Origin of the sequence: Streptomyces sp. NPDC002884, assembly GCF_040295245.1 — a bacterium.
Lineage (GTDB): Bacteria > Actinomycetota > Actinomycetes > Streptomycetales > Streptomycetaceae > Streptomyces.
Genome location: NZ_JBEOVB010000018.1, coordinates 20,780 through 45,924, shown reverse-complemented (window position 1 = coordinate 45,924; position 25,145 = coordinate 20,780). Strand labels below are relative to the sequence as shown.

The 25,145-nt window shown below is 73.3% G+C and carries 23 protein-coding genes; 8 read left to right on the top strand and 15 right to left on the bottom strand.

Annotated elements, in window-relative coordinates:
• Positions 1 to 16: 16 nt before the first annotated feature.
• A complete protein-coding gene (locus ABT070_RS29540; protein ID WP_351764926.1) occupies positions 17 to 976 on the bottom strand; it encodes a phosphotransferase family protein in 960 nt (319 codons plus the stop codon).
• A gap of 14 nt (positions 977 to 990) precedes the next feature.
• On the bottom strand, positions 991 to 1,905 hold the full coding sequence (locus ABT070_RS29535; RefSeq protein ID WP_351765078.1) for a GlxA family transcriptional regulator: 915 nt from the start codon (positions 1,903 to 1,905) through the stop codon (positions 991 to 993).
• Between the two features lie 130 nt (positions 1,906 to 2,035).
• Between ABT070_RS29535 and ABT070_RS29530 the strand changes: the two genes are divergently transcribed.
• Positions 2,036 to 2,629 (top strand): MBL fold metallo-hydrolase, encoded by a 594-nt coding sequence (locus tag ABT070_RS29530; RefSeq protein WP_351764925.1) that lies wholly within the window; start codon positions 2,036 to 2,038, stop codon positions 2,627 to 2,629.
• 196 nt (positions 2,630 to 2,825) lie between these two features.
• On the opposite strand, the gene ABT070_RS29525 is transcribed toward ABT070_RS29530, so the two are convergent.
• Genes ABT070_RS29525 through ABT070_RS29505 form a run of 5 tightly spaced genes read right to left on the bottom strand, consistent with a single transcriptional unit; the run spans position 2,826 to position 7,000 of the window.
• Positions 2,826 to 3,401, bottom strand: a complete 576-nt coding sequence (locus tag ABT070_RS29525) for a hypothetical protein (RefSeq protein ID WP_351764924.1) — start codon at positions 3,399 to 3,401, stop codon at positions 2,826 to 2,828.
• A complete protein-coding gene (locus tag ABT070_RS29520) occupies positions 3,398 to 4,795 on the bottom strand; it encodes a hypothetical protein (RefSeq protein WP_351764923.1) in 1,398 nt (465 codons plus the stop codon). Before ABT070_RS29520 ends, ABT070_RS29525 begins: the two co-directional genes overlap by 4 nt.
• A complete protein-coding gene (locus ABT070_RS29515) occupies positions 4,792 to 5,625 on the bottom strand; it encodes an ABC transporter ATP-binding protein (RefSeq protein WP_351764922.1) in 834 nt (277 codons plus the stop codon). The genes ABT070_RS29520 and ABT070_RS29515 overlap by 4 nt, the downstream gene beginning before the upstream one ends.
• Positions 5,622 to 6,440 (bottom strand): zf-HC2 domain-containing protein, encoded by an 819-nt coding sequence (locus ABT070_RS29510; protein WP_351764921.1) that lies wholly within the window; start codon positions 6,438 to 6,440, stop codon positions 5,622 to 5,624. The genes ABT070_RS29515 and ABT070_RS29510 overlap by 4 nt, the downstream gene beginning before the upstream one ends.
• Complete coding sequence (locus ABT070_RS29505; RefSeq protein ID WP_351764920.1) at positions 6,437 to 7,000, bottom strand: RNA polymerase sigma factor; 564 nt, start codon at positions 6,998 to 7,000, stop codon at positions 6,437 to 6,439. Before ABT070_RS29505 ends, ABT070_RS29510 begins: the two co-directional genes overlap by 4 nt.
• A 243-nt stretch (positions 7,001 to 7,243) precedes the next feature.
• On the opposite strand from ABT070_RS29505, the gene ABT070_RS29500 reads away from it, so the two are divergent.
• Both ABT070_RS29500 and ABT070_RS29495 read left to right on the top strand, forming a co-directional pair.
• Positions 7,244 to 7,924 carry a class I SAM-dependent methyltransferase gene (locus tag ABT070_RS29500; protein WP_351764919.1) on the top strand — a complete coding sequence of 227 codons (681 nt, stop codon included), beginning with the start codon at positions 7,244 to 7,246 and terminating at the stop codon, positions 7,922 to 7,924.
• A gap of 189 nt (positions 7,925 to 8,113) precedes the next feature.
• Entirely contained in the window at positions 8,114 to 8,884 is a 771-nt protein-coding gene (locus ABT070_RS29495) for an aminoglycoside phosphotransferase family protein (protein ID WP_351764918.1), read from the top strand.
• A gap of 274 nt (positions 8,885 to 9,158) precedes the next feature.
• Here ABT070_RS29495 and ABT070_RS29490 read toward each other — a convergent pair whose 3' ends face one another.
• Positions 9,159 to 9,608 (bottom strand): spore-associated protein, encoded by a 450-nt coding sequence (locus tag ABT070_RS29490; protein ID WP_351764917.1) that lies wholly within the window; start codon positions 9,606 to 9,608, stop codon positions 9,159 to 9,161.
• A 307-nt stretch (positions 9,609 to 9,915) separates the two neighbouring features.
• Here ABT070_RS29490 and ABT070_RS29485 point away from each other — a divergent pair, with 307 nt between their 5' ends.
• From ABT070_RS29485 to ABT070_RS29475, 3 genes are all read left to right on the top strand, one after another.
• A complete protein-coding gene (locus ABT070_RS29485; RefSeq protein ID WP_351764916.1) occupies positions 9,916 to 10,596 on the top strand; it encodes a TetR/AcrR family transcriptional regulator in 681 nt (226 codons plus the stop codon).
• Between the two features lie 56 nt (positions 10,597 to 10,652).
• Positions 10,653 to 11,330, top strand: a complete 678-nt coding sequence (locus ABT070_RS29480) for an NAD-dependent epimerase/dehydratase family protein (RefSeq protein ID WP_351764915.1) — start codon at positions 10,653 to 10,655, stop codon at positions 11,328 to 11,330.
• A 107-nt stretch (positions 11,331 to 11,437) separates the two neighbouring features.
• Entirely contained in the window at positions 11,438 to 12,613 is a 1,176-nt protein-coding gene (locus ABT070_RS29475; protein ID WP_351764914.1) for a cytochrome P450, read from the top strand.
• Positions 12,614 to 12,698: 85 nt separating this feature from the next.
• Here the strand turns inward: ABT070_RS29475 and ABT070_RS29470 are convergent, their stop codons facing one another.
• Together ABT070_RS29470 and ABT070_RS29465 are read right to left on the bottom strand one after the other, a co-directional pair.
• Positions 12,699 to 12,929: a hypothetical protein gene (locus ABT070_RS29470; RefSeq protein ID WP_351764913.1), complete on the bottom strand. Its 231-nt coding sequence runs from the start codon at positions 12,927 to 12,929 to the stop codon at positions 12,699 to 12,701.
• 183 nt (positions 12,930 to 13,112) lie between these two features.
• Positions 13,113 to 13,817, bottom strand: coding sequence for a hypothetical protein (locus ABT070_RS29465; RefSeq protein WP_351764912.1), 705 nt, complete (start codon positions 13,815 to 13,817; stop codon positions 13,113 to 13,115).
• A 222-nt stretch (positions 13,818 to 14,039) separates the two neighbouring features.
• Here ABT070_RS29465 and ABT070_RS29460 point away from each other — a divergent pair, with 222 nt between their 5' ends.
• Together ABT070_RS29460 and ABT070_RS29455 are read left to right on the top strand one after the other, a co-directional pair.
• On the top strand, positions 14,040 to 14,561 hold the full coding sequence (locus tag ABT070_RS29460; protein WP_351764911.1) for a hypothetical protein: 522 nt from the start codon (positions 14,040 to 14,042) through the stop codon (positions 14,559 to 14,561).
• Positions 14,562 to 14,770: 209 nt separating this feature from the next.
• A complete protein-coding gene (locus ABT070_RS29455; RefSeq protein ID WP_351764910.1) occupies positions 14,771 to 15,469 on the top strand; it encodes a tectonin domain-containing protein in 699 nt (232 codons plus the stop codon).
• A 142-nt stretch (positions 15,470 to 15,611) separates the two neighbouring features.
• Here the strand turns inward: ABT070_RS29455 and ABT070_RS29450 are convergent, their stop codons facing one another.
• The 5 genes from ABT070_RS29450 to ABT070_RS29430 form a co-directional block, all read right to left on the bottom strand.
• Positions 15,612 to 19,007, bottom strand: a complete 3,396-nt coding sequence (locus ABT070_RS29450; protein WP_351764909.1) for a hypothetical protein — start codon at positions 19,005 to 19,007, stop codon at positions 15,612 to 15,614.
• A gap of 121 nt (positions 19,008 to 19,128) precedes the next feature.
• Positions 19,129 to 20,760 carry a serine/threonine protein kinase gene (locus tag ABT070_RS29445; protein ID WP_351764908.1) on the bottom strand — a complete coding sequence of 544 codons (1,632 nt, stop codon included), beginning with the start codon at positions 20,758 to 20,760 and terminating at the stop codon, positions 19,129 to 19,131.
• 374 nt (positions 20,761 to 21,134) lie between these two features.
• Positions 21,135 to 22,190: a polyprenyl synthetase family protein gene (locus tag ABT070_RS29440; RefSeq protein WP_351764907.1), complete on the bottom strand. Its 1,056-nt coding sequence runs from the start codon at positions 22,188 to 22,190 to the stop codon at positions 21,135 to 21,137.
• Positions 22,187 to 23,428 (bottom strand): tetratricopeptide repeat protein, encoded by a 1,242-nt coding sequence (locus ABT070_RS29435; protein ID WP_351764906.1) that lies wholly within the window; start codon positions 23,426 to 23,428, stop codon positions 22,187 to 22,189. Before ABT070_RS29435 ends, ABT070_RS29440 begins: the two co-directional genes overlap by 4 nt.
• A gap of 147 nt (positions 23,429 to 23,575) precedes the next feature.
• On the bottom strand, positions 23,576 to 25,012 hold the full coding sequence (locus ABT070_RS29430; RefSeq protein ID WP_351764905.1) for a CAP domain-containing protein: 1,437 nt from the start codon (positions 25,010 to 25,012) through the stop codon (positions 23,576 to 23,578).
• Positions 25,013 to 25,145: the final 133 nt, after the last annotated feature.

Sequence of the window (25,145 nt, the reverse complement as noted above, 5' to 3'; positions counted from 1 at the left end):
CTGCGCCGTGTCCGCCTCAGCCCGGCGTGTCCATCAGGGCGACGACGTAGGCATCCAGCCTCTCCTCCACGGCCCGCGTCGTCAGCTCCGCCCTTCCGGCCTCCTGCCACGGCCGCGCCACCCACCGCAGGCCCCCCGCGAAGGCCAGTACGTCCAGCAGCCGCCAGTACAGCCGCTCGCTCGCGGAAGCGGCCGGCACCCCGCCGGCCTCCTCGTACGCCTCGGCGAACCGCAGACCCCACGCGGGGCCGTGCAGCAGTGCGAGATTGGTGGAGCAGTGCGCCACATCGAGGTCCGCCGGGCCCCATGAGGTCTGCACCCAGTCGACGACTCCGGTGATCCGAAGGCCCGTCGGGCTCGGGGACGTCATGTCGAAGAGCACGTTGCCGGGGTGGAAGTCGCGGTGCAGGAACCGCCCCTCGTACCGCGGCGCAGGCCTGCGGATCACCTCGGTGGCCGCGGCCCATGCCGCCGCGTCGGCGCCGTCCGGAGGGACGACGGCGTCGGCGGTCGTCCACGCCTTGTACGGCTGGGGCCGCTCGGCCGGTCGAACCGCGTGGATCGCCACGAGTTGACGGGCCAGCAGGGGGATGCGCGCCTCCAGTCCCTCGTCGTCGAGGACCGTCCGGCCCGGCAGATGCGTCATCAGGAGCGACGGATACTCGCAGTGCGTGGCGGTCGCATCGACCGCGACCGGCCCGGGAGCCGGCACACCCGTCCCCGCGAGCAGGGTGAGGGCGTCGGCCTCGCAGTTCAGCAGGTCCTCGGCGTTCTCCACGAAGAACGGGTCGACGAACGTCCGCAGCACCAGTTCCCGGGTGTCTCCGTCCCGCGTGCCGACGGTCAGCCGTCGCATTTCGGCGGTGATGCCGCCGTGCAGCACCTCGGTTCCGACGATCCGTTCGCGGGCGTCCAGCTGACGGCCCACCCAGGCCAGGGTCGACGGGCGGAGGGATCCGGCCCCTTCGTCATTCATCGCCGTGCCGCCCGTCACCCGGAGGGCGTGGTGGTGAAGGAGCGGCGGTAGGAGCGGGGCGGGACCCCCCGGCGGCGTACGAACTGTTCGCGCAGGACGGCCGCGCTTCCGTATCCGACGCGGCGGGCGATCTCCTCGACGGGCAGGTCCGTGGTCTCCAGGAACTCCTCGGCGCTGCTCAGCCGCAGGCTCCGCAGCCAGGCGTGGGGGGTGGTGCCGGTCGCGGCGGTGAAGCGGCGGGCGAAGGAGCGCTTGCTCATCACGGCGCGTCGGGCCAGTTCCGCGACGGGAAGCGGCTGGTGGAGGTTCTCGCGGGCCCAGGCGAGCACCTCGGCGAGACGCTCGTCGCGGCAGTCTTCCGGGACGGGAGCGGCGAGGTACTGCGCCTGCCCGCCGTCGCGGTGGGAGGGCAGCACCACGTCCCGGGCGACGGCGTTGGCCATCGAGGCTCCGTACTCCCGCCGCAGCAGGTGCAGGCAGAGGTCGAAGCCGGCGGCCGCTCCCGCGCCGGTGATGATGCGTCCTTCGTCGATGTAGAGGGCGTCGGGTTCGACGGTGACGTCCGGGTGGCGGTCGGCGAGCAGTTCGGCGAACCGCCAGTGGGTGGTGGCCCGCCGGCCGTCGAGCAGTCCGGCGGCGGCGAGTGCGAAGGCGCCGACGCAGTGGGCCGCGACCAGTGCGCCGCGTTCGTGCGCGGCCGACAGCGCATCGAGTACGGCGGGTGCGGGCGGTGTGCGGAAGCCGGCCCCTGGCAGGGCGATCACCAGATCGGCGGAGGCCAGCCGGTCCAGGCCGTGCGTGACGGTGAGCGGCACGCCGAAGTCGGTGGGGACCGGCCCGGGCCGGTCGGTGCACAGGGCGAGGTCGAAGCCGGGCAGTGTCGGCCCGTGCGGGCCGAAGACCTCGGTGACGATGCCGACGGCGAGCATGCCGACTCCGGGCGGGGTGTACGCGGCGACGGTCGTGAAAGGAGGCACACGCGCAGTGTGGCACTGATCCTGCGATCAGTGGCAACCGTGCCACTCGTGAACGGCCGCCCTGCCCGGCAGGATTGAGGCCATGACAGACGCACCGCTCGGCCGCAGCGCCGTGTACACGATCCTGACCACCGGATACGTCGGCTCCACCGGCCCCGGAGTCGCCGCCACCGTCTCCTACACAGCCGACGCCGGCCGGCATGTGATCTTCGACCCCGGCATGGTGGCGGATCGCGACCGTATCCTCGCCCCGCTCGCGGAGTTGGGACTCGGACCCGACGACATCACCGACGTGGTGCTCAGCCATCACCACCCGGACAACACGATGAACGTGGGCCTGTTCGGACGGGCCCGGGTGCACGACCACAAGGTGGAGTACCTCGGCGATCAGTGGAGAAACCGGGACGCGGAGGGTTACGAACTCACCCCGTCGCTACGGCTGATTCGCACCCCCGGCCACAGCGCCGAGGACATCACCCTGCTGGCGGGCACGGAGTCGGGCGTGGTCGCCTTCGCCGGTGACCTGTGGTGGCACGCGGAGGGCCCGGCGGACGACCCGGTGGCCCCCGACCGTGAGGTGTTGCGCGCCTCGCGGCTCCGGGTGCTGACCGCCGCGGACCTGATCGTGCCCGGCCACGGCGGCCCGTTCAGGGCCGACGAGACCACGCCGCGCTAGCCGCTCCGGCCGCTTGAGCTGCGGAACGCCGTCCGGACCGGCTTCGGCGACGCCCGTCCTGGCCGAGCCGAAGCGGGCGATGGAGCTCGGCGGCGAGGACCGGTGTGGCCCGACCGCGCTGCTCCGGTCCGGCGCCGCCCCGTACGGCTGCGGCACCTTCCGCCTGCGCATCCCGCACGCGACGCCGCTGCCGTCGTCACCGTCTCGGTCCCGCGACGGCGTAGGCCGCGGCGCCGGCGACCGCGAGGACCAGGGCCGTCCAGGTGCCCGCCGCCGTGCCGGGCGGCAGCAGCATCCAGCTCGCCACCTGCATCGGCGTACTGGTCGGGGGCGGGGCGAGAATCGAGCACGAGAGCCAGGCGAACGGTGGCGTCCAGGCGTACCGGCCGTCCGAGAGCGCCGCGCCCAGGGCGGCCAGTCCCATCAGGCCCGCGCTGTCCCGGACGACGAACGCGGTGGTGGCCATGTCCTCGCCCACGGCCTGCACCGTCAGGAGCACCGTGCCCACGACCGCTCCGCAGAGCAGCACGTGCGCCGCTCTGCGGAGCATCCAGCGGATCGCGGCCGTCCGGTCCAGCGCGAGGTCCTGCCCGCTGAGCCCGATCGAGGCCGCCATCACCCCCGTGGCCAGGACGAGCACGGGCGGCCGGAGATCGCCGGGCCCCCCACTGCCGTCCCGGGCGAGTGCCCACACCGCCACCGCGCTGATCACCACCGCGACGAGCGACGCGGGGACCTGACGAGAGCGCGCGTACAGCGTCAGCCATCTCACCGGGACGCACCGCCCTTCAGCGCGTCGAACGCGTCGCCCTCGCAGGAGAACGCGGCGGCGCGCATCGCGTCGATCCGCGAGAGCTGTTCCGCCCGCGGCAGCGCCATGAGTTCCTTCCACACCGGGCGGGTCTGCGCGTCGGCCTCGCGGCGCAGACCCGGCGGCAAGGTGCCGGGAAGCGGCTCGAGGTCCCCGAGGACCCAGCCCACGGCGACGGTCTGCGCGAACTCGTCTCCCCCGAAGCTGCTCCAGCCGACGGGGGCGCACCCCGGCACCATGCCCTGGGCGATCAGGGCCCGGGTCAGCTCCTCGCCCTTCGCGGCGGCGATGACGTCGTCGTCGAAGTCGAAGAGCAGGGTCCTGCGGGACCACTGCGGCGTGGAGCCTTCCGGTAGCACGGTGGCGTTCTCCCGGACCGACATCGGCGCCCGGCTGCCCAGGGCGCCTCGCAGCAGGCGCAGCGCCTCCTCGCCGGGGCCCGCGAGATCGGTGAGTCGTGCCTGCTGCGTCTTCGTCACGCACACCGGGCCGTCGCACACCAGCTCCGCTGCGGCCTCGTCGACGACATACATCCGGCGCGGGTCGGAGGGCAGGACGAGCAGGGCGAGGGCCGCGCCCGCCAGGACGGGCGTCAGGGCGATCAGCCGGGCGCGCGGCGTCGCGGCGACGAGCAGCGCGAAGCCGGTCGCGGCCATGCCGAGCAGCCAGATCGTCTGCCCGATGTGCACGGAGGCGGACAGTGTGACGAGTGCATGGCGCACCTGGTCCACCGTCGGTGACAGCAGGGAGACCCGGTTCGGCTCCGTGCTCGGGAGCTCCGTCGCCGTGGTCGTCTCCGTCCGGCCCAACGACGTCTGCATCAGGGCCGTGAAGACGAAGGCGCCCATGGTCAGCGCGGGCGGGGTGAGCACGGAGGGCAGGGCCCGCCCGGCCCCCATGCCCAGTACGGCCCCCGCGACGAGAGAGAGTGCCCCCACCAGCGAGATCGGCAGCCATCCGAGGTGCGTGTAGGCGGTGTTGGCGACGACCTGGACCGCGCCCACGAGGACGAGGAGCGCAAAGGCCGAGGCCAGCGTGATCGCCGTCGCGCCCGCCGGCGCGGCCGCGCGGTGCCGGGCGGGCCGCGGCGTGCTCGTCAGCAGCTCGGACATCTTCGAGCGGTGGTCGCGCAGGCCCTGCAGCGCCCCGAACCCCACGGCGAGCGGCCACAGGTAGAACAGCAGGGAGCGCGTCCACAGTGCCATGGACGTCCACTGGGCCGTCCACGCCGTGGTCCCCGTCCACCACGATCCGGGAATCAGGTACAGGAACGCCAGCGCGCTCGTGAGGACCACGGCGCCGGCCCACGGGGCGACGGAGCGCCTCAACTCGGTACGCAGTACGGAGACGTTCACCAAGTGCCCCTTGCCTGATCAGGGTTGAGCAGCAGCGCCGAGTAGCCGCGCTCCAGCGGGCTGTCACCCACGTGCTCGGGGCCGCCCATCGAGGCCAGTTCGTCCGGAGGGCCCTGGAAGACCAGCCGGCCCTCCGCGAAGAGCACCACGTCGGTGCAGGCGGCGGCGACGTCCTCCACCAGATGGGTCGAGACGAGCACGCAGGTGTCCGCACCCAACTCCTGCAGCAGTTCGCGGAAGCGCAGCCGCTGCGCCGGGTCCAGGCCCACCGTGGGCTCGTCCAGCAGCAGGATCGTCGGGTCGTTGACGATGGCCTGGGCGATGCCGACCCTGCGCACCATGCCGCCCGACAGGGCCTTCATCCTCTCGTCGGCGCGGTCCGCCAGACCCACCCGCTCCACGGCGCGCTGCACCGCCCCGGGGATCTCCGCCTTCGGCACCTCCTTCAGCCACGCCATGTACTCGACGAACTCGCGCACCGTGAACCGTTTGTAGTAGCCGAACTCCTGCGGCAGGTAACCGATCCGGCGGCGCAGCGCACGGTGCTCGCCCATGCCTCCGGCGGACTCGCCGAGCAGTTCCAGGGTGCCCTCGGTGGGGCGCAGCACGGTGGCCAGCGTCCTGATGAGGGTGGTCTTGCCCGCCCCGTTGGGGCCGAGAAGGCCGTGTACGCCGATGCCCAGTGACAGGTCGAGGCCGTCGACGGCCATCCGTTTCCTGCCGACCCTGACCTTCAGCCCGGTCGCCTTGATCTCCCAGGCGTAGGCCGTCGGCGCGATGTCGGCCGCGCTCACCGCGGACGTCATGTGGTGTTCCTCTCCGATGTTCATCGATGGGCTCCCAGCACGGAGTACGCGCCTCTGCGGGCGATCACGACACCGGTGCCGAGCGCGAGAATCAGCCCCCACACGGGCAGACCGCCCGTCTGCAGGGCGAAGGACGTACGGCTGGCGGCCAGGGTCGGCGCCACGACCACGGCGGCCCACACCGCGGCCAGGACGACGGCGGCGCGGGTCACACCGACGACACCGCCCAGCGCCAGCGTCGTCGCGGTGAAGGCCAGGCAGGGCAGCAGCCACTGAGCCACCATCACCCCCGTCGCCCATCCGCCGACCAGCAGTGCGGGGACGACCACGGCGAGCACGGACGCGGTGCGTCGCAGCACCAGATGGAGCCCGGCCCTGGGCACCGAGGCCGTCAGTTCGTACGCCGGGTCCAGGCCGCGCGACCAGGACGCCGCGACGCCGAGCACGGGCAGAACCGGTGCGAACAGCAGCACCAGCGACACCTCGCCGGAGCCGGTGTCGGCCAGGTCGAGCAGCAGGGCCAGCAGCGTCACGCCCACGACCATGGCCAGCCACGGCACCATCGAGGGCGTCATCCATCTCGACAGCGGCGCCGCCCGGCGCCGTCCGCGCGGCATCGTGGCGGTGGCCGCCAACTGGGGTTCGAGGCCGGACCAGACGGTGTCCACCAGCGCCGCCACGGCGGGCACCTGGGCCCCGACGGTGGCGGACAGCCGGTCACGGCACCCCCGGCACGTCTCCAGATGGGCCTCCACGGCCCACACCTCGTCGGCGGTGAGGTCCCCGCCGCCGCGCGCGTAACCCTCGATGATCCGCTCCGACGCGTGTTCCCTGCTCATGTCAGCGCCCTCCGCATCGCGATACGGGCCCGGCGGGCCCGGGTCTTGACCGTTCCCTCGGGCAGCCCGAGCAGGACCGCGGTCTCCCGGACGGACAGCCCGTCGAGCACCATCGCCTGCAACACCTGCCTCAACTCCGGCGCGAGGCGCCGCAGCGCGTCCCCGACATCGCCGCCCACGGTCGCCGACAGCGCCTCCTCCTCGGCGGCGGGCGCCGCGTCGGGCACGGCGGCGGCCGGCGGCGGCTCCGCGTGGTGGGCCCTGCGCCGGAACGCGTCGACGAGACGGCGCGCCGCGATCGTCCACAGCCAACCGGTGGCCGATCCGCCTACCGCGGCCCCGGCGAAGGCACCCGCCGCGCGCCACACCGCCAGATACGTCTCCTGCAGGACCTCCGCGACGATCTGCTCGTCCACACACCGGCGGCGCAGCCGCACCGCCAGCCACGGCGACGTACGCCGGTACAGCTCCTCGAACGCGGCACGGTCGCCTTTCGCCACCAGCCGGACGAGACGCTCCTCGTCCAGCTCGTGCAGCGCCGCCGCCTTGACTGATCTCACGCCAGCTAGACGCCCGGGACCGGCCGCAGGTTTTCCCTCCCACGTGATCCCCGCCACATGGGACAGAATCCGTGGGCTCCACTCAGAACGCGGTAGCCGAGCAGGGCGACGGCGACGGGGACGGTCGGCTCGAACGCGAAAGAGACGGAGGCGCGCAGACCACGTGGACCGAGTGGAGGCCGTTTTTTTGCCGGACCGGCAACAGGAGTGGCAGCCCGGGACGCGGTGGGCGACGGTGGGCCAGTGACCGACGACATCGCAGCAGGATCAGCCGCGTCCGACACCCCCGCGCCCGCCGACGGATACGTCGGGGACCCGGCGGTACGGGCGGAGTGGGACAACCGGTACGCCGACCGACAGCAGTTGTGGAGCGGCCGCCCCAACGGCGCGCTCGTGGCCGAGTCCGCCGGGCTCACCCCGGGGCGGGTGCTCGACGTCGGCTGCGGCGAGGGCGCGGACGCCGTCTGGCTCGCGCGTGGCGGCTGGGACGTCACCGCGCTCGAGGTCTCCGGCGTGGCGCTGGAGCGGGCGGCCGGGCACGCGCGGGACGCCGGCCTCGCCGTTCGCTGGGTACACGCCGCGCTCACCGAGGCGGCGCTCCCGCCGGCCTCCTTCGATCTGGTCTCCGCGCAGTACCCGGCCCTGCTGCGCACCCCCGACGCTGCCGCCGAGCGAGCGCTGCTCGCGGCCGTCGCGCCCGGCGGTGTGCTGCTGCTCGTGCACCACGCGGGGATGGACACCCGGCACGCCGACGACGGCGGCTTCGACCCGGCCGACTACGTCTGGCCCTCCATGGTCGCCGAACTGCTCGACGACGACTGGGAGGTGGAGGTGGACGAGCAACGGCCACGCGTGGCACCCGACGGCGGCGCCGGCGCGCACCACACCGACGACGTGGTGCTACGCGTGCGCCGGCTGCGCTGAGCCCCCCTCGGCTCACAGCTTCCCGAACCCGGACCGCCGACTCTCGCCAGCCGCGGCACGGCGGTGATCGCCGTAGCCGCTCGGGATTCCCCGCCGGCTGCCGTCTCGCGGGAGGTGTCCGGCCGCCGGGCCCTCGCGCTCCGCAAATGGGGAGGCCAGGGTGGCGGCGAGGGCGATAGCGTCCCCGGCATGACGAGCGAGGAAGTGCTGCAGAACCAGCCCCACCGGGAGGTGGTACGGGTGGGAGACACCGTTCGCCGCCCCGTCCAGTCCTGGACATCGACGGTGCACGCCTTGCTCGGACATCTGGAAGCGGTGGGCTTCCCCTACGCACCCCGGCCCCTGGGTTTCGATGAGCAAGGCCGGGAGGTGCTCACCTACATCGACGGTGAGTCCGGGCCCCGGAGCTGGACCGAAGTGGTGGACGACCGGGGCTTGGCGGCCTTCGCCCGGCTGCTGCGCGACTACCACGACGCGACCGTGGGCTTCTCACCCCCGAGCGGGGCGGCCTGGGCCGACGGCGTCATCGAGGCCGACGAGGACCACGTGGTCTGCCACGGCGACTTCGGTCCGTGGAACGTGGTGTGGCAGGGCAACCGTCCTGTGGGAATCATCGACTGGGACTTCGCCCGCCCGGCGCCACGGCTGCACGATGTGGCCTACGCGCTGCAATACGTGGCCCCGTTTCGCGATGACGTCGAGTGCCTGAGGTGGCTGCACTTCACGGAGGCGCCCGACCGCCGACGCCGTCTGGAGCTGTTCTGCACGGCTTACGGCCTCACCACGGCCGTCGGCGTCGTGGATGCCGTGATCGACAGACAACGGCAGAACATCGACCTCGTGCGCCGACTGGCCTCCGAGGGGCACGAGCCGCAGGCCACGTGGGTCCGCGACGGTCTGCTGGAAGAACTGGGCAGCCGACTCGCCTGGAGCCGCGAGAACCGCGGCCTGTTCGAGTAGCGGTCCACGCCCGCCGGCCCACGGTCACCACGCCGCCGCCCGGAGCCGGACATCGGTCGGTCACGCCACCCCGTCACCACCCGCGGATCCTGGGCGGTTGCCCTGGCGGAACCGGGTGGGTTCCGCCAGGGCCGGCCGGACTGCTACGGCCTTCTGTCACGTCCCGCGCCATGGCGCCCACCGGCCGGACCCGGCGGTCTCCGGCCTGACGGTCGGCGGGTGTTCCGGTCGGCAGTCGCATGGCGTGGGCCGGCGGTCTGCCGGGTGGGGCGGGTCAGCGGGTGTAGGTGGTCCGGGTCTCCTTGAGGGAGCCGCAGTTGGAGCCGATCACCTGCACGTAGGTGTTGCCGATGCCGCCGCCCCAGTCGACGCAGTGGCCTTTGCCGATGACGTAGGAGGGTCCTGCGTACGAGGTGTAGCGCCCGAAGTCGTCGTCGCCCTCGTTGGTGTCCGGGACGTAGATCCAGGCGGACATGTCCACGGCGGTGCCGGGGTTGTTGCGGATGGTGACGACGCAGTTGTTGGCGTTGGCGGCGTTGTAGGCGAGGTACACGGTGCCCAGCGAGCCGACGGCGGCGGAGTTCACGGTCTTGTAGCCGCTTCCGCAGACTTTCTGCGGGGTGGTGTTGGGCGTCGCGGACGCGGGTGCCGCCAGGGCGGTGGTGACCCCCACCGACAGAGCGGCCAGTGCGGCGGCGCCCAGTATGGAGTGAGTGAAACGCATATTTCCCCCTTGTGTGCTTAGGAGTTGGTTACTCCTGCCTTATGTGACGGGCGACGCCTTCGGATGGTTGTGCCGGAGTTACTGGTGTTTTCAGTCATAACTGGCGGCATAGTTGGCCGAGTTGGGACGCAACCGGAGGGGTGTGGGCGGTGTGTGCGGGGTTCTGGCCGCATGGGCTCACTCAGGGCGTCGGTCGCGCACCACGACGCGGACGAACAGCCGAAGCGGGACAGCGTCTGGCGGCCGTGCCGAACATAAGAAACCGCCGGTCTGATGACAAAGGACCGGCGGTCTGTAAAGTGGGGGCATGACGAGCTTCCAGCGCGCGCGCAGCGAAGAGCAGCGGGAGATCCGGCGCCGGTCGATCCTCGACGTCACCGCCGCGATGCTCGAGGAGATGCCGGTCGCCGAGATCAGCCTCAACGAGCTGAGCCGCCGGGTGGGGCTGGCCAAGTCGAACGTACTGCGGTACTTCGACTCTCGCGAGGTGATCCTGCTGGAGCTGCTGGACCGGGCCTGGAAGCAGTGGACGGCCGACCTGCCCGAAGTACTGGACGGGGCGGTCGACCCCCAGGCGCCCCCGGTGCGGCGGGCGGAGCAGTTCGCCGTCGCCCTGGCCGCCTCCCTGGCAGGACGCACGGTCTTCTGCGACCTGCTCAGCGCGCAGGCCGGCGTGCTGGAGCACAACGCCTCCCCGCAGGCCGCCGCCCACTACAAGCGGGCCGCCCTCGCGAACGTCGGCGTACTCGCCGCCCTTGCCGACGCCCACCTGCCCGGCCTCGGCGAGCGGACCTTCCGCCTGGCCGCCTCGATCACCATGACGATCGGCGCGGTGTGGACCCACTCCCGCCCCTCGCCCGCGATGCTCTCCGCCTACGAGGCCGACCCCGATCTGGCCGCGGCCAGGATGGACTTCACCGCCTCCCTGCGGGACGTGGTGGCCACCCTCGCCGCCGGTTCGATCGCCCGCGCCACCCTCGCCCCCTGAAACCCACCCCCTGAAACCCGCCTCCGGGCACCCATCCCTCACCACCAGGAGCACTCGTGCGCGTCATCGTCTTCGGAGCGTCCGGAATGGTCGGGCACGGCGCACTGCGCGCCTGCCTGCGGGACGACGCCGTCACCGAGGTCCTCGCCGTCGTTCGCACACCTCTCGCCGTGGAGCATCCCAAGCTGCGGCAGATCGTCCACACCGACTTCACCGACTACACGGCGATCCAGGACGAACTAGCCGACCTGGACGCCTGCTTCTACTGCCTCGGTGTCTCCGCCGTCGGCCGCAGCGAGGCGGAGTACACCCGTGTCACCTACGACTACGCACTGGCCACCGCCCGCGCCCTGCTCGCCGCCAACCCGGAACTCACCTTCGTCTACGTCTCCGGCGAAGGCACCGACACCACCGGGAAGAGCCGGCAGATGTGGGCCCGCGTCAAGGGCCGCACCGAGAACGACCTCCAAGTCCTGCTCCGGACCGCCTACATGTTCCGCCCCGGCTTCATCCAGCCGGTCGACGGCGCCGTCTCCCGCACCCCGCTCTACCGCACGATGTACCGCGCCACCGCAGCCCTGCACCCACTGCTCAAGCGCCTCTTCCCCCGGCACATCACCACCACGGAGGCCGTCGGCCGCGCCATGCTCGCCGTCACCCGGCCGGACAGCACCGCCCCCGCCGTCGTACGCAACCCTGACATCAACCGCCTCGCCGCCCGCGCAGAGCACTGATCCACCTCGGCCGGCTTCGTCGAAGATCCCTCGGCCTCCGCAGCTCAGGAGCCGTTTGTTAGCCTCGGCAGCGTGAACCGTTCCTCCCTGCCGGGCCGAAGTGCGCCGTGAGCGTCGTCGATTCCTGCCCTCTCGGTGCCGCGACCACGCTCGCCGAACTCGCCCGGGATCCGCATCCGCGGCTGGCGTTGCTCCGTGCGCGGGAGCCGGTGTCCTGGCTTCCCGAGCTGGGCGGCTGGCTGGTGACCCGTCGTGATCTCGCGTTGAGCGTGATGCGGGACGCCGAGACCTTCACCGTCGACGACCCCCGGTTCTCCACCGCGCAGGTCGTCGGCCCCAGCATGCTGTCCCTCGACGGCGACCACCACACCCGGCACCGCGAGCCCTTCACCGCTCCGTTCCGCCCCCGGGCCGTGCGCGACGGTTTCGCCGCGTTCATCGAGCGGGAGACCGACCGACTCGTCACCGCGCTGGAGCCGACGGGCGCCGCCGAACTGCGACGTGCCTTTGCCGGACCCCTCGCGGTCGCGGTCGTGACCGAGGCGCTGGGGCTGGTCGGCACCACCGGGGACACGGTGCTCGCCTGGTACGACTCCATCGTGCAGTCGGTCTCGGACATCACCGCCGGCCAGGAGGCGGGGCCCGCGGGCGTCGCGGCGTACGCGCGGTTGCGCACCGCGGTGGAGGTCACCGTCGCCGACCGGGGCGCCTCCTCCCTCCTCGTCTCCGCCGCCGGGCAGCTGACGGTGCCCGAGGTGGCGTCCAATGCCGCGGTGCTGATGTTCGGAGGCATCGAGACCACCGAGGCGATGATCACCAACGCGCTGCTGCACCTCCTCCTGCACCCCGACCAACTCGCTCTCGTCCGGGCGGACGCCGCTCTGCTGGACGGGGCGATCGAGGAATCACTGCGCCTCGAACCCGGCGCGGCGGTCGTGGACCGCTATGCCACCCGTGACACCGTCCTCGGCCCGGCCACGATCCACCGCGGCGACCTCGTCACCGTCTCCCTGACGGGGGCCAACCGCGACCCGGCCGTCTTCCCCGAACCCGACCGCTTCGACGTCCGTCGCGAGAACGCCCGCCTCCAACTGGCCTTCGCACACGGCCCGCACTACTGCCTCGCCGCACATCTCGCCCGCCTGGAAGCCCGCATCGCCCTGCAGCACCTGCTCGAACGCCTCCCCGCCCTGCGCCTCGACCCCGATCACCCCGCGGCCCCGTACGGCCTGGTCTTCCGCAAGCCCGGCACCCTGCACGTGCGATGGGACCGGGCGGCCTGAGCCGATTCGGCCTCGCGCATCCCCGATGTCCCGGCGTGGACGTGGTCGTGGTGGTGGCCGTGGCCGTGTACCGGGGGAGGGCGCGTCATTCTCCGATGGGGTAGGGCGGGCACTGGCGGCTCGTCGGGTGGGTGCCGCAGTGTGCGTCCAGGGCCTGCCAGGCCAGGACCAGCGCGGTGATGACCGCGGCGAGCGCGCACACGTAGAGGATCCACCACCGCAGGGCCGCCCGGGGAGGGCCTTGCAGTGACGACAGACCGACACCCCCGGTGAGCAGCACGACCCAGCCGAGCAGGAGCACCAGCAGAATCAGCACAGGTCCTCCGAGGCGCTCGTCCGGCCGGCGAACCAGTCAACAGGTGCGGACGGGCGAACGGTAGGGCGCGGGGCAGACCTGTCCCGGGACGGTGCCGGTTGACGGCAGGTCGGCGCGTCAGCCGCCCCGTACGGCTCACCCGCCCGAGACACCGGCTCCTGCCGTCAGCGACGAGAGCCCTGACTAGGGGGTGAAGACCTCGTCGAGGCGGTCGATGGCCCCGTCGCTGCCGAGGTGGTAGGTGAAGACCAGTCCGGAGTTCGGGTGTGCCTCGAGCCAGTCGAGGAACTCCTGGACGCCGATGGGCTGGTTCTCGGTGCTTTCCACGATGGGGTTGGTCACGGTGACGTCCGCGGCCTGGTCCATCGGGATGTAGGTCTCCTTGCCGACCGTCTCGAACGGTGCGCCGTCCGAGTCGGGCGTGCCGCACCCCCAGTTGCCGTGCCTGACGATCAGGCTCAGCGATCCCCCTTCCGGTGTGTAGCGGTAGACCGCGACCTCGTCCGGGGAGATGGGCATCTTGTGGTCGCAGTCGTCGCCACCGCTGTCGCCACCACCGCCACTGCCCGCAGCACCCGCCGTGCCCGCCGTCGGGGGAGCCGGGGACTTCGAGGCGATGGGAACCACACTGGGCGACTTGACGTCGCTGCCCGCGCTCGTCGAGGGCTCCGCGCCGGGCTTCTTGCCCGTCGTGCCGGCGTCCGCCCCCGTCGTGTCGCCGGTGCCGGTCGCCGTCGTCGCGCTCGGCTTCACGCCGCTGCCGGCGCTCGCCGTGCCGCCGTCACCGGAGCAGCCGGTGAGGCTCAGCGCGCCCGCGGCGCACACGCCCAGCACGACTGCCCGGACGGCGCCCGGTCTGCGTCTGCTCTTCCTCGGCGTCAGGTTCATGGTTCGTCCCCCATCTTGCTTGTCCGCGATCTCCGTGAGCTCGTGGGCTCGGGAGGAAGGGACGAGTTTCAGCCGTCGGCAGTTGCGGCCTGGCCGGATTTTGTATGCCGCACGGCGTGGCGTGTCCCGTGTCGGCCGTGCGTGCCGTGTCGGGTTCGTCGTGCGACCTGCGAGTGGAGGGCCGGTTTTGAACGTGTTCAATTGTAGGCGTACGCTGCCTCCATGAGCGACCGAGCCGCCCTGGTGAAGGGCATCCGCGCATGGTTGGCCCTCTTCGTCGTCTGTCTGGCGCTCAGCGGCGCCACCGCCTTCCCGCTGGTGCACGAGCTGCGCTGGGCCGAGGAGTTGTTGCGCCGTCTGTCCGTCCCCGAGCAACTGCCCGGCCTCATGGAGTGGATCGGGCGCGTGCGGCGCGGACTCGACACCGCCGACGCCGACCACCCCTTTCTCCTCTACGGGACGGACTGGCTGGCCTTCGCCCATCTCGTCATCGCCGTCGCCTTCTACGGCCCCTACCGCGACCCCGTCCGCAATATCTGGGTCGTCGAGTTCTCGATGATCGCCTGCGCCGGGATCATCCCGCTCGCGCTGATCTGTGGACCGATCCGGGGGATTCCCTTCTGGTGGAGCGTGATCGACATGTCGTTCGGGGTGTTCGGGGTGATCCCGCTGTACGTGGTGCGGAAGAAGATCAAGCGGCTGGAGGCGATGAACGGCGGCGTTCCCGCACCGGCCCTTCGCTGAGGGTGTGGTGCCTCCATGTGGGTTACGGCGTTTCTGGCCTTTGGGGAACGGGCGCCGACTTTCCGGTTCCCGTGCACTCGGAGGGCGAGGCTGCACCAAACATCGATTTCTGGATATTTTGAGCGGTCAATCGGTATATAGCCCTGTTTGGTTGTCCTGGTCGCACCGCATGTACCGGGTGCAACGTGCGACGTGAAAGGGGCACAGACATGGCTGACTGGAAGCAGATCTCTGGCGGTCTGACGACGATCTCGGTGGGGTCGCGGACCCATGTGTGGGGGGTGAACTCCCTGGGGCAGATCTACCGGTACACCGGGCACGACGCGAACCCGTGGGTCGGCATCCCGGGTAAGGCGGTGGACATCGGTGTGGCCGCGGACGGGACGGTGTGGCACGTCAACTCCGCGGGAGGGATCTACCGTTACACCGGGGACCAGGGCTCCACCGACTGGGTGGGCGTCGCCGGCGGGTTAACCCGTATCTCGGTGGGGTCGCGGACCCATGTGTGGGGGGTGAACTCCCTGGGGCAGATCTACCGGTACACCGGGCACGACGCGAACCCGTGGGTCGGCATCCCGGGCAGGGCGGTGGACATCGGTGTGGCCGCGGACGGGACGGTGTGGCACGTCAACTCCGCGGGAGGGATCTACCGTTACACCGGGGACCAGGGCTCCACCGACTGGGTCTCCGTCTCGGGAGGCCTGTCCCGCATCTCCGTCGGCTCGCGGACGAACGTCTGGGGCGTCAACGCCTCCAGCCAGATCTACCGCTACACGGGCCACGACGCCAACCCCTGGACCGGCATCCCCGGCGGCGCGGGCGACGTCGGTGCCGCCGCCGACGGCACCGTCTGGGTCGTCAACTCCGCCGGCGGCATCTACCGCTACACCGGAGACCAGCCGAGCTGACCCTGTGAGCCAGGCCGTGCGGGTCCCGGTCCGCGGTGACCGGGACCCGCACGCCGCTCGCCCGGCTTCGAGCAGTACCCCACGGGGCCGACGACCGCGCAGGCCGTCGTCGGCCGCATCCGCCGTCAGCCGTCCACGGCTGTCATTCGTTCTTCGTCATGGTCCTGTACGCCTGGTGGCGTACGTCGGCGCTCCTGTGCCCACGCAACAGGCGCAGCAGCGACCGCCACTCCTCGGGCCAGTCGAGCGCCGCGCCCGTTCCCGTCACGAGGCCGACCGCCAGGAGTCCCGTCGCGGTGCCGCCGTCGCGGGCGAACCGGTCGGCCGCGGTCAGCAGGGTCTCGGCCCGCGGCGGAAGAGTGTGATACGCCGAGGGCGTCCGCAACCGGCCGGACGTGTGTGTCGCGACGGCCGCCCCCGCGCCCTCGAGAGCGTCCGCGAGGTCCCGCAGCCGTTCGAGCAGTGCGGTCGGCTCCACGGCGTGGTCGACCAACTGGCCGAGCAAGTAGGCGCGTTCGGGCGCGAGCAGGGGCTCCGGCGCCAGCTGTTCCGCGACCGCTTCGAGCAACTCGGGCCGTACTCCGTCGACGTGGCCGAACGAGGTCAGGTTCCGGAGCCGCTGCAACGCGGGCAGGTCCCGCCCCTCCAGGGCGTCACCGCCGCCCTCCGTGGTGTGCATCGCGGTCAGCAACTCGGCCACCGTGCCGTGGAACACGCTGTCCGGCGCGGCACCGCCCACGGGGTGCGGCAGTTCGGACACGGCCAGATCGCGCAGCACCCACCCCGCGAACTGCCAGTGCGTACGCTCGCCGAGGTCGCAGACGGTACGGGAGATGCGGACGGCCAGTTCGGGTGAGCAGCGGCACCACACCCCCATGGCGAGCAGCAGGGCGTACCCGCCCCCGAAACCCTCCGTGAGCGCGAGGGACGTGTCGTACGCCGCGACGACCACCGCGGCGTAGGCGCGGCGGTGGGTCTCGGCCAGCTCCCAGGGGGTGACGGCCAGGAGGGCCTCGTGTACGGGCCGGGCGTCGTCGCGTGCGACGTCGTCGAGCAGATGCCAGGCCTCCGGCTCGCCGAGCAGCGGCGGCAGTGCGCGGACGACGGCGGCCCGCACGTCCGGGTGACGGTCGGGAGCGTGGAAGGCGCCGGCCAGCAGGGACACCGCCCGCCGGGGCGGCAGGAAGGTAGCGGCGAGCCGGACGGCCTCCTTGCGGGAGGTCACCTTCGCGGGCCGCTCCCCGGTGAGCAACGCGCCCAGGGCACCGGCGAGTTCGGACGGAGCCGTGAAACGGGCGGCGCGGGACGCCGCGTACACGGCGACCCGGGCCCGGTCGCTGCCCGCCTGCTCCAGCAGCACCGGCAGGGTGTCGTGGGGCCGGTCGGTCCAGGGCAGCGCGCCGAGCGCCGCCTCGGCGACGACCACCTCCGTGTCGTCCTTGTGCGCGAGCGCCAGCGCCCGCCCGAACGCGGGCACCCGGGCCGCGGCCCGGACCAGGGCGGCCCGTTCGTCGAGCGGAAGAGAATCGTCCGCGACCGCCTCTCCGGCCAGCCGGACCGCCGTCCGCTGCTGGCGGGGCAGCCAGCGGTCGCTGTCGCCGAGGTCGGGCAGCGGGCGCCGGGCCCCGTCCACCAGGAAGCGGCCGTACGGCGAGGGCGCGTCGAGCAGGATGTCCAGCAGATCCGTGCGCCGCCGGGTCAGCGCCCGTTGCACGGACGGGAGGACGACCGACGACGGTTCGAGTGCGACGATCCTGGCGACCCGTTCGTCGCGGGTCGCCGGTGCGGCCAGCCACAGTCGGGCCGCCGCCCGGAACGTCTCGTCGTCGCCGCGTTCCAGGGCCGTGGCCAGCCTCTCCTGCAGCTCGGGCAGCCGCCGGGCGCGCGGTCCCAGCGCGGCGGCCAGGCCCAGCAGCAGCCGGAAGTCGGCCCGCCCGGCCCCGGCGTCGAGCCACGGGCGCAGGGCGTCGAACACCTGGTGTTCCTGTCCCCGCCGCAGGACACGGTGCAGCGGGCCGAAGTCGGGTACGCCGACGCGGCTCGTGATGCGCTCCAGGGTGCGCAGCGCCCAGTGCCGCAGGTCCGTGACCTCGTCCGTGGCGTGCTCGACGAGCAGACGTACGGCGAGTGTGCGCAGCGCCGTCAGGGTGGCGGCGGAACCGTCCCGTGCCTCCAGCGCGTCGGCGGCGATCGCGTCCAGCAGCGGGACGTCGTCGGAGCCGAAGAGCCGCGGGTGCGTCTCTTCGAGTGCGCGCAGCGCCTCGGCGCGTACCGGGTCCCGCTCGTTGCGCAGACGGCGGCCCGCCGTGGTCAGCAGCTCGGTGATCGCTTCCCGGCTGCCCTCCCGGGCGGCGCAGGCCACGAACAGCGGCCAGGCGGCGGCCCGGTCGTCGGCGTCGGACCGCCCGATCGCGGCGAGCAGCGCGGGACGCGCCTCGTCGATCGGACCGTGGGCGAGGGTGTCCAGGTCGTCCCACCAGTAGTCGGTGCCGTCGAACTCGGCCACCGCCCGCCGCACTTCCGCCCGGCGGCGCTCGCGCGGCAGCAGACCGAGGACGCTCAGCGCCGGGTCGGAGCGCGTCCCTCCGTCGGCGACCGCGTCCACGAACGCGGGGCGCCGGCCGGGCGCGAGGGCCTTCACCAGTGCGGTGAAGTGGGCGCCGCGGTTCAGCCAGTGACGGCCCAGCGCGGTCAGTGACGCGGGTTCGGCCCGCACGAGCCTGTGCAGCACCCCGGGCGGCGGTATCGGCTCGTGGCGCTGTTGCCGGCGGTCGGGGGAGGTGATCCAGCGGATCACGCGTTCGGCGTCGGCGCTCACCAGCGGGCCGAGCGCGTTGTTCAACGCGGGCGGCAGACTGCCGGGGCCGTGCCGCTCCAGCAGGGTCAGCACCCGCTCGGGGCGCAGGGGCGCGAGTGCCGCGACCGTGGTGGCGTGGACGCGCCACCAGTCGTCCCGCTGCTGCCCGCCGGCCCGCTCCGCCAAGGCCTGCTCGGCGTGGTCCAGCACCGGGTCGGGATGCCGGCACGCGAGCCGCGTCCACCCGTCGACGGCGTGCGCGAGCCCCGGCAACTCCCTTGCCACGAAGGGGGTGGAGCAGGCCGGCAGCAGCCGCGCCGCCTCGGTGTCGCCCCACTCCGCGCGCAGTCGCGCCACCAGCCGCTCGGCGAGTCCGGTACGGCCTCCCGCGGCGAGCAGACGTGCCAGCCGCTGCCGCAGCACGGCCGGTGCGTCGTCGTACGCCGCCTCCACCGCCCGGTCCGGTACGGGCAGGTCCCGTGCGGCGCGGCGCGCGTACCCGGCGACGACCGGGTCCGCGTCCGCCAGCCGGTCCGCGAGGAAATCCGCGTCCCGTCCGACGAGGGCCGCCAACGCCGCGAGCCGCCGCTCGTAGGGCCCGCGCCCGTCCAGCGCGGACAGCAGCGGGGCGAGCGTCCCGTCGTCCGCGAGCCTGCGTGCGGTCCGCGCCGTCAGGGTCAGGCGGGCGGGGAACGGCAGCGGTTCGAGGGCGGAGAGCAGCTGCTCCGCGGTGGTCGGCATCCGCCGATTGTGCCCGGCGTGATCTGTTCACGCGATCGAATAAGACGGTGTCCGGTGCGGGGAGGCGCAGCAGTCGCCGGTAGCGGCGAAGGGCCCCGCGAGGCCGGGAAGGACCAGACGGTCAGGCGGCGGAACCCGGCCGGAAGGTCTTCAGGAACGTGTCCAGGGCCTCGCGGTTGGCGCTCTTGCCCCAGTCCGCGGCGGGCGTCGTCCAGCGCAGCGAGAAGCTGCGGTGCCCGCCGAGGAGGAAACCGCGGCCGAACGTGCGCACCCGGGCGCCGTCGACGTCCACGAGCCACTCCATGTCGGCGGCCTTGTAGCCCTGGTACGTCGTCGCCTCGATGTCGCCGAGGCGACGGAAACCGTCGTCCTTCTTCAGGCCGGGCTCGACGTCCTCGCGCCAGACGGTCACCGGGTCGGGTCCGGCGCTCTCGCTGTAGGTGACCGCGAGGGTGCGCGGATCGCCGGTCGCCCCGAAGGTGACGCGGTACGCCCGGTCGGTGCCGCGCGTGGTCTCCAGCGCCTTCCAGCCCGCCGGGAGCGCGACCGAGAAGCCCTCGGGCGCGCGGTACACGCGGTAACCCTCGGGGAGGGCGTCGGCGGTGGCGGGCGCCGAGGGGGAGGACTCCGGGGACGTGCTCGGCGACGGGCTGCCCGGCGCGGTCGGCGCCGGCGTCGCGGAGTCTCTTTCGCCGGCGTCCTCGCCGGGTGCCGCGGCGGAAGCGGACGGCCGGGCCGGCGCGCCGCCCCCCGCGGTGTCCTCGGTGTCGGGCAGCTGGTGGGTCACGGCGAGGGCGGCGACCGCGACGGTGACGACGGCCAGCGCCGTCCCGGCCGCCATCGCCCGGCCGCTCCACCGCGGACCGACGTACCGGGCGGCGGCGCAGGCACGCTTCAGCCGGGGAGCGTGCATGACCGCGTGCGGGTCCTCGTCCAGCACCCGGGTCAGGGACTGGCGTACGACCGTCCTGGTCAGCCGCTCCCGGGAGTCCTTGCGCAAGAGCCCCTGCACGGTCGGGGTGAGCGAACCGGCCCGCAGCGGGGTGCGCAGCGGCAGCCGGTCCACCCCCTTCAGCGTGCTCTCGGGCCGGTCCCGGTCCCGGTACGGCGGCCGCCCCTCGACCATCGTGTACAGGATCGCGCCCAGCGCCCACAGGTCGGCCGCCGGGCCGATCCGGTCGTCCCGGGCCTGCTCGGGGGAGGCGTACGCGGGGGCCGCCACCCGGGGGGCGAGGGTCGCGCCCGCCAGCCCGAACCCGGTGAGGACGAGAGGGCCACGGGCCCGCACGAAGACCTGACCGGGGCTCAGCTCGCCGTGGGTGATGCCCTCACCGTGCGCGACCTCGAGCACGTCGAGCAGCTGCAGCCCGATCGTCGCGGCCTTGGCCGGACTGAACGCCCCCTTCTGATCGAGGAGCTGACTCAGGGGCAGACCGTCGATCCACTCGGTGACGGTCCACAGGGAGCCCGCCTCCTCCACGGCGTCGACGACCGCGGCGATCCGGCCGGGGCACAGCCGCGCCATCGTCTCGGACATGCGCAGGACCCGGTCGGCGGCCTGCCGGGCCTTCTCCTCGCCCTGGCCGGCCGGCAGCCCGATTCTGGTCACCAGGCAGGGCCGGGCCGCCCCGGTGTCCTCGACGTACTCGCCGTACCAGCCGACGCGGTTCGTCTCCCGGTGGACGACGTCGAGCAGCCGGTACCTCCCGGCGACCAACTCGTGCGTGGAGACGTGCGTCTTGACCATGGCCATCCCTCGCTGAACCGCCGGACTCACCTTTCCCAGTGGTACGACCGGCGTGAGGGGGTCCGTTCAATTGGAGCGCAACTCCGGTGTGATTCCTGTCTTTTATTCAAAAGGGGCGTCGCTTTGGTCCGAGTGCATGTACGAGAAAAGGGAATTGCCGGGGGTCGTCCTGGGCCCGTCCTGCGGTGTAACCAGCGGTAAACAGGCCGGGCCGGACTCGCCGGGGTTCCCGGGAACGACCTCCTCGACCGTCATGCATTCCTGCTCGGAGGCACTCCCGGCGGATTTCCCAATCCGGCGCAATCGCTTCCGCGCAGGGCTCCGGCCGGGCACTGCCGGAAGCTCGTCGCGTGAGCACGGCCGGGCCGGGCGGAGCCGGGTCAGAGGTCTCGGCGCACCGCGAAGTCGACCAGCGAGCGCAGGTCGCGGACGGCGCCGGCGGCCAGCGGGGCGTCCGCCAGCGCCGACTCGGCGGCGGCCACCTGCCGGCCCGCCTCGGCGAGCGCCGCCGCGCGACCACCCGCCGCCTCGGCCAGCGCTGCCGCCTCACCCGGGTCGCCGCCCCGCTCCAGGAGTACGGCCAGCCGGCGCGCGGCCGGAGCGGGCGAGTCCAGCGCGGCCAGCACGGGGAACGTCTTCTTCCGCTCACGCAGATCGCCGTGGACCGGCTTGCCGGTGACCGACGGGTCGCCCCAGATGCCCAGCAGGTCGTCGACCACCTGGAACGCGACCCCCAGATGCCGCCCCGCCCGGTCCAGCGCGGCCGACGCGGCCGGGGACGCGCCGCCCAGCACGGCACCCAGCGCGGCCGCACAGCCGAGCAGGGCACCGGTCTTGCCCTCGGCCATCGCCCGGTAGGCGTCCGGCCGCACCCGCTCCGGCCCCGACCAGGGGCGCGCGGCGAACAGCAGGTCGTCGGCCTGCCCACGGACGAGGTCCCCGAGGGCGCCGGACAGCAGACGTACGGCTTCGGCGCCGGCCGGGGGCGGCTGGAGCGCGAGGGTCTCCACCGCCAGGGCGAACAGGGCGTCGCCCGCCAGGACCGCGGGTCCCGTGCCGTACGCCGTCCACACCGTGGCACGCCCGCGCCGGGTCGCGTCGCCGTCCATGATGTCGTCGTGGAGCAGGGAGAAGGCGTGCACCAGCTCCACCGCCACCGCCGCGGGCACTCCGGCCCGCGCGGGCGCACCGACCGCCTCGGCGCCGAGGACCGCGAGGGCCTGCCGTAGGCCCTTGCCTCCGGAGCCGGCCGCGGGCACCCCGCCCACCCCGCACCAGCCGAACGAGTAGCCGGCCATCTCGCCCACCCAGGGGTGCGACCGCCCGACGGCCTCCATGAGCGCGGGGCGCACCAACGACCGGCAGCGGGCCAGGACCTGGGGCGTGCGAGACCGGGTGGCGGTGGCTTCCCGCACGGTCGCGCCGAGCGCCGTCACCGGGCGACCGCCGCGCGCTCGTGGGAAACCCCGGTCGTGGGTGCCGGTTCTGGTGCCGGTTCTGGTGCCGGTGCCGGTGCCGGTGCCGGTGCCGGTGCCGACATCGAGGTCGGTGCGGATGCCGACGCCGACGCCGACGCCGAGGTCGGTGCCGATGCCGAGATCGACGCCGGTGCCGGTGCCGGTGCCGGTGCCGCTGCATCCGGGGTCGCCGTCTCGACCTCCAGCTCGCTCTGTGCCCGGGCGACCATCTCCCGTGCGTGCCGCAGGCCGATGCGCTCCAGCTCCCGTGCCAGCCCGGCCAGTTCGGCCGCCGTCTCCGCACGGTCGCGGCCCAGTCGGGCCAGCGCCTTCGTCAGGCCGAGCCGGGCCAGCGCCTCGCCGCGCGGTTCGCCCATGCTGCGGAACTCGCCGAGCGCCTGTGTGTACAGCTGCCTGGCCTCGGGGTAACGCCCAGCGCGGTACAGCACGTTGCCACGCATCTTGTGGTTGTAGGCCAGTGCGCCGGACAGGTTCATCGCGCGGCAGGACTCCTCGGCCTCGGTCAGCAGGCCGAGCGCGCGTTCGGTGTCCCCGTCCCGCGCGGAGACGATGTCGGCCAGTCCGCGCAGTGCCCAGGCGTGACCGCGGCGGTCCTCGGCGCCCGCGGCGATCTGGGCCGCCTCCTCGAAGAGGGCGTACGCCGTGTCGTGGGCGCCGGAGTTGCGGTGCATCTGCGCGATGCCCTCCAGGGCCCACACCGTGTGCCGCGCCTCGCCGCGCCTGCGCGCCTCCGCCAGCAACTGCTCGTGCAGCCGGCCCACCGCCTCGTAGTCGCCCTGGATGCGCCCGGTCTCCGCCAGACCGGCCAGCGAGTAGCCACGGACGACGATGTCACCGCCCTGCTCGCCGAGATCGGCCGCGAGCCCCAGCAGCCGCCGGGCCAGCCGGAACGCGCCCCGCTGCCGGGCCAGGGTGCCGCCGCTCCACAGGGCCCACGCCATCGCGGCGACGTCCCCGGCGTCCCGGGCCGCCCGGTAACTCGCCTTCCAGGCCCGGTCGGCCTCGCGCACCTGCCCCAGCCGTCGGTGCGCCTCGGCGACCGCGAGCCCCGAGCGGGCCGCCTCGCCGTGTTCCCCGGCCTGCTCCGCCGCCCGCAACTGCTCCGTGCCGACGGCCAGTACGTCGTCCAGCGAGGAGTTCACGGACAGGGTGGTGAGAGCGCCCTGGTACTCCGGGGCGAATGCCTTGCCGTACATCGGTTCCCTTCGGCAGACCACCGGGTGTTCACGTATGCACTCTGTGTATACACGGTGGGTATAGTGCGGTGTGCTGCCGGTCAAGACGCGGGCACCGTGACAGGGGTTGCCTGTGAGGCGTAGATCACCCCGGCGGCCGGTGGGGCGTCAGGCGCCGAAGAGCTGCGTCCAGTACGTGCCCGAGGGGCCGCCGCCCGCGAAGCCGACGCCGATGTGGGTGAAGCCGGGCTTGAGGATGTTGGCGCGGTGACCGGGGCTGTTCATCCAGCCCTCCACCACCTCGGCGGGGGAACGCTGGCCGCAGGCGATGTTCTCTCCGATGGTCCGCCGGGTCGAGCCCGCGGCGGCGGCCCGGTCCCAGGGCTGGCTTCCCTCGGGCGAGGTGTGGGAGTAGAAGGCGCGCGCCACCATGTCCGCGCTGTGCGCCTGCGCCGCCGTGGTGAGCGGGGGATCGACGGCCAGGGCGCGCAACCCGGCCTTCGCCCGCTCGCGGTTGGTGAGGCCGACGACCTCGGCCGCGGTCCGGGCCAGGCCGTCCGGGGTGAACGGGCTCGCCCACAGGGCGGTCCAGTAGGTGTCGCCGGTACGCGCGTCGGTGGCCCGCGCCACCCCGGCGTGTGTGAACGCCGGGTCCCGCAGGGTCTGCCGGGCCTGGTCGGTGCGCAGGCAGTATGCCACGAACTCGTCGGTGGTATGGGGACCGGAGACCAGGTGCTCACCGACGGCGAGATACCGGTATCCGGCGGCGGTGACCCGCTGGTACACCGAGACGCCGTCCGCGCCCTCGGTACCGAGCCGCCCGGCCGCGGCCAGGGCGGCCGCGTGCGCCCGGGCCGCCGAGTCGAGGCGGGCGTCGAGGGACACGGGCGGCGAACCGGACGTGGCGCGGGCGGGGTTGACGAGGGCGAGGAAGCCGTCGGGATCGGCGGCTGACACCGCGGAGCCGTGCGGGGCGGACGGGCCGTGCGGTGCGAGGACGCGGCCCGGTGCCGTCGTCGGGCGCGGTGCGGTCGTCGGCCGCCGGCTCGCGGGGACGGCGCCGCCGGCCCCGGTGTACCCGCGGGCCGGCCCCGCGACCGCCTGTCCACCCGGGGACGCGCTGTCCTGCGCCACGACCTCCACCCCGAAGTCCCGGGCCAGACCCGCCAGTCCGTCCGCGTACCCCTGGCCGAGCGCCCGCAGCTTCCAGCCGCCGCCACGCCGGTAGAACTCCGCGAGCAGCAGCACCGTCTCGCCCTGCGTGGGCGGTGGGGTGAACCGGGCCAGGACACGGCCCGGCGCATCGGCCACCTGCAGCGTGGGCAGGGGCAGCCGGGCCAGGGGCGTGCCCGGATCGGCCGCGCCGACGACCACGGTGACGCGGGTGGCGCCGGCCCGCAGCCGGTCGGGTTCCAGCGTCAGGGTGTCGCCCCGCAGCCGGGCTCCCGGCGCGGTCGGCTGGTTGTAGAACACGAAGTCGGCGTCGCCCCGGACCTTGCCGCTGTCGTCCGTGACGAGCGCGCAGACGTCGAAGGGGCCGGGCACCCTGACGGCCAGGGCGCCGCCCGGGAGGGGCAGGTTGCCCCCGGGAACCAACTCGTTCATCCTGCCGCCCCGATGTCGTCGTACGGCCACGCCGCGGGCCTGCCCGGACAACGGGCGGCGGCCCGCCGGGGTTCCTCGCCCGTATCTGCCCGCCCGCATGTGCCCGCCCGCATGTGTACGCCCGCACCTGCAC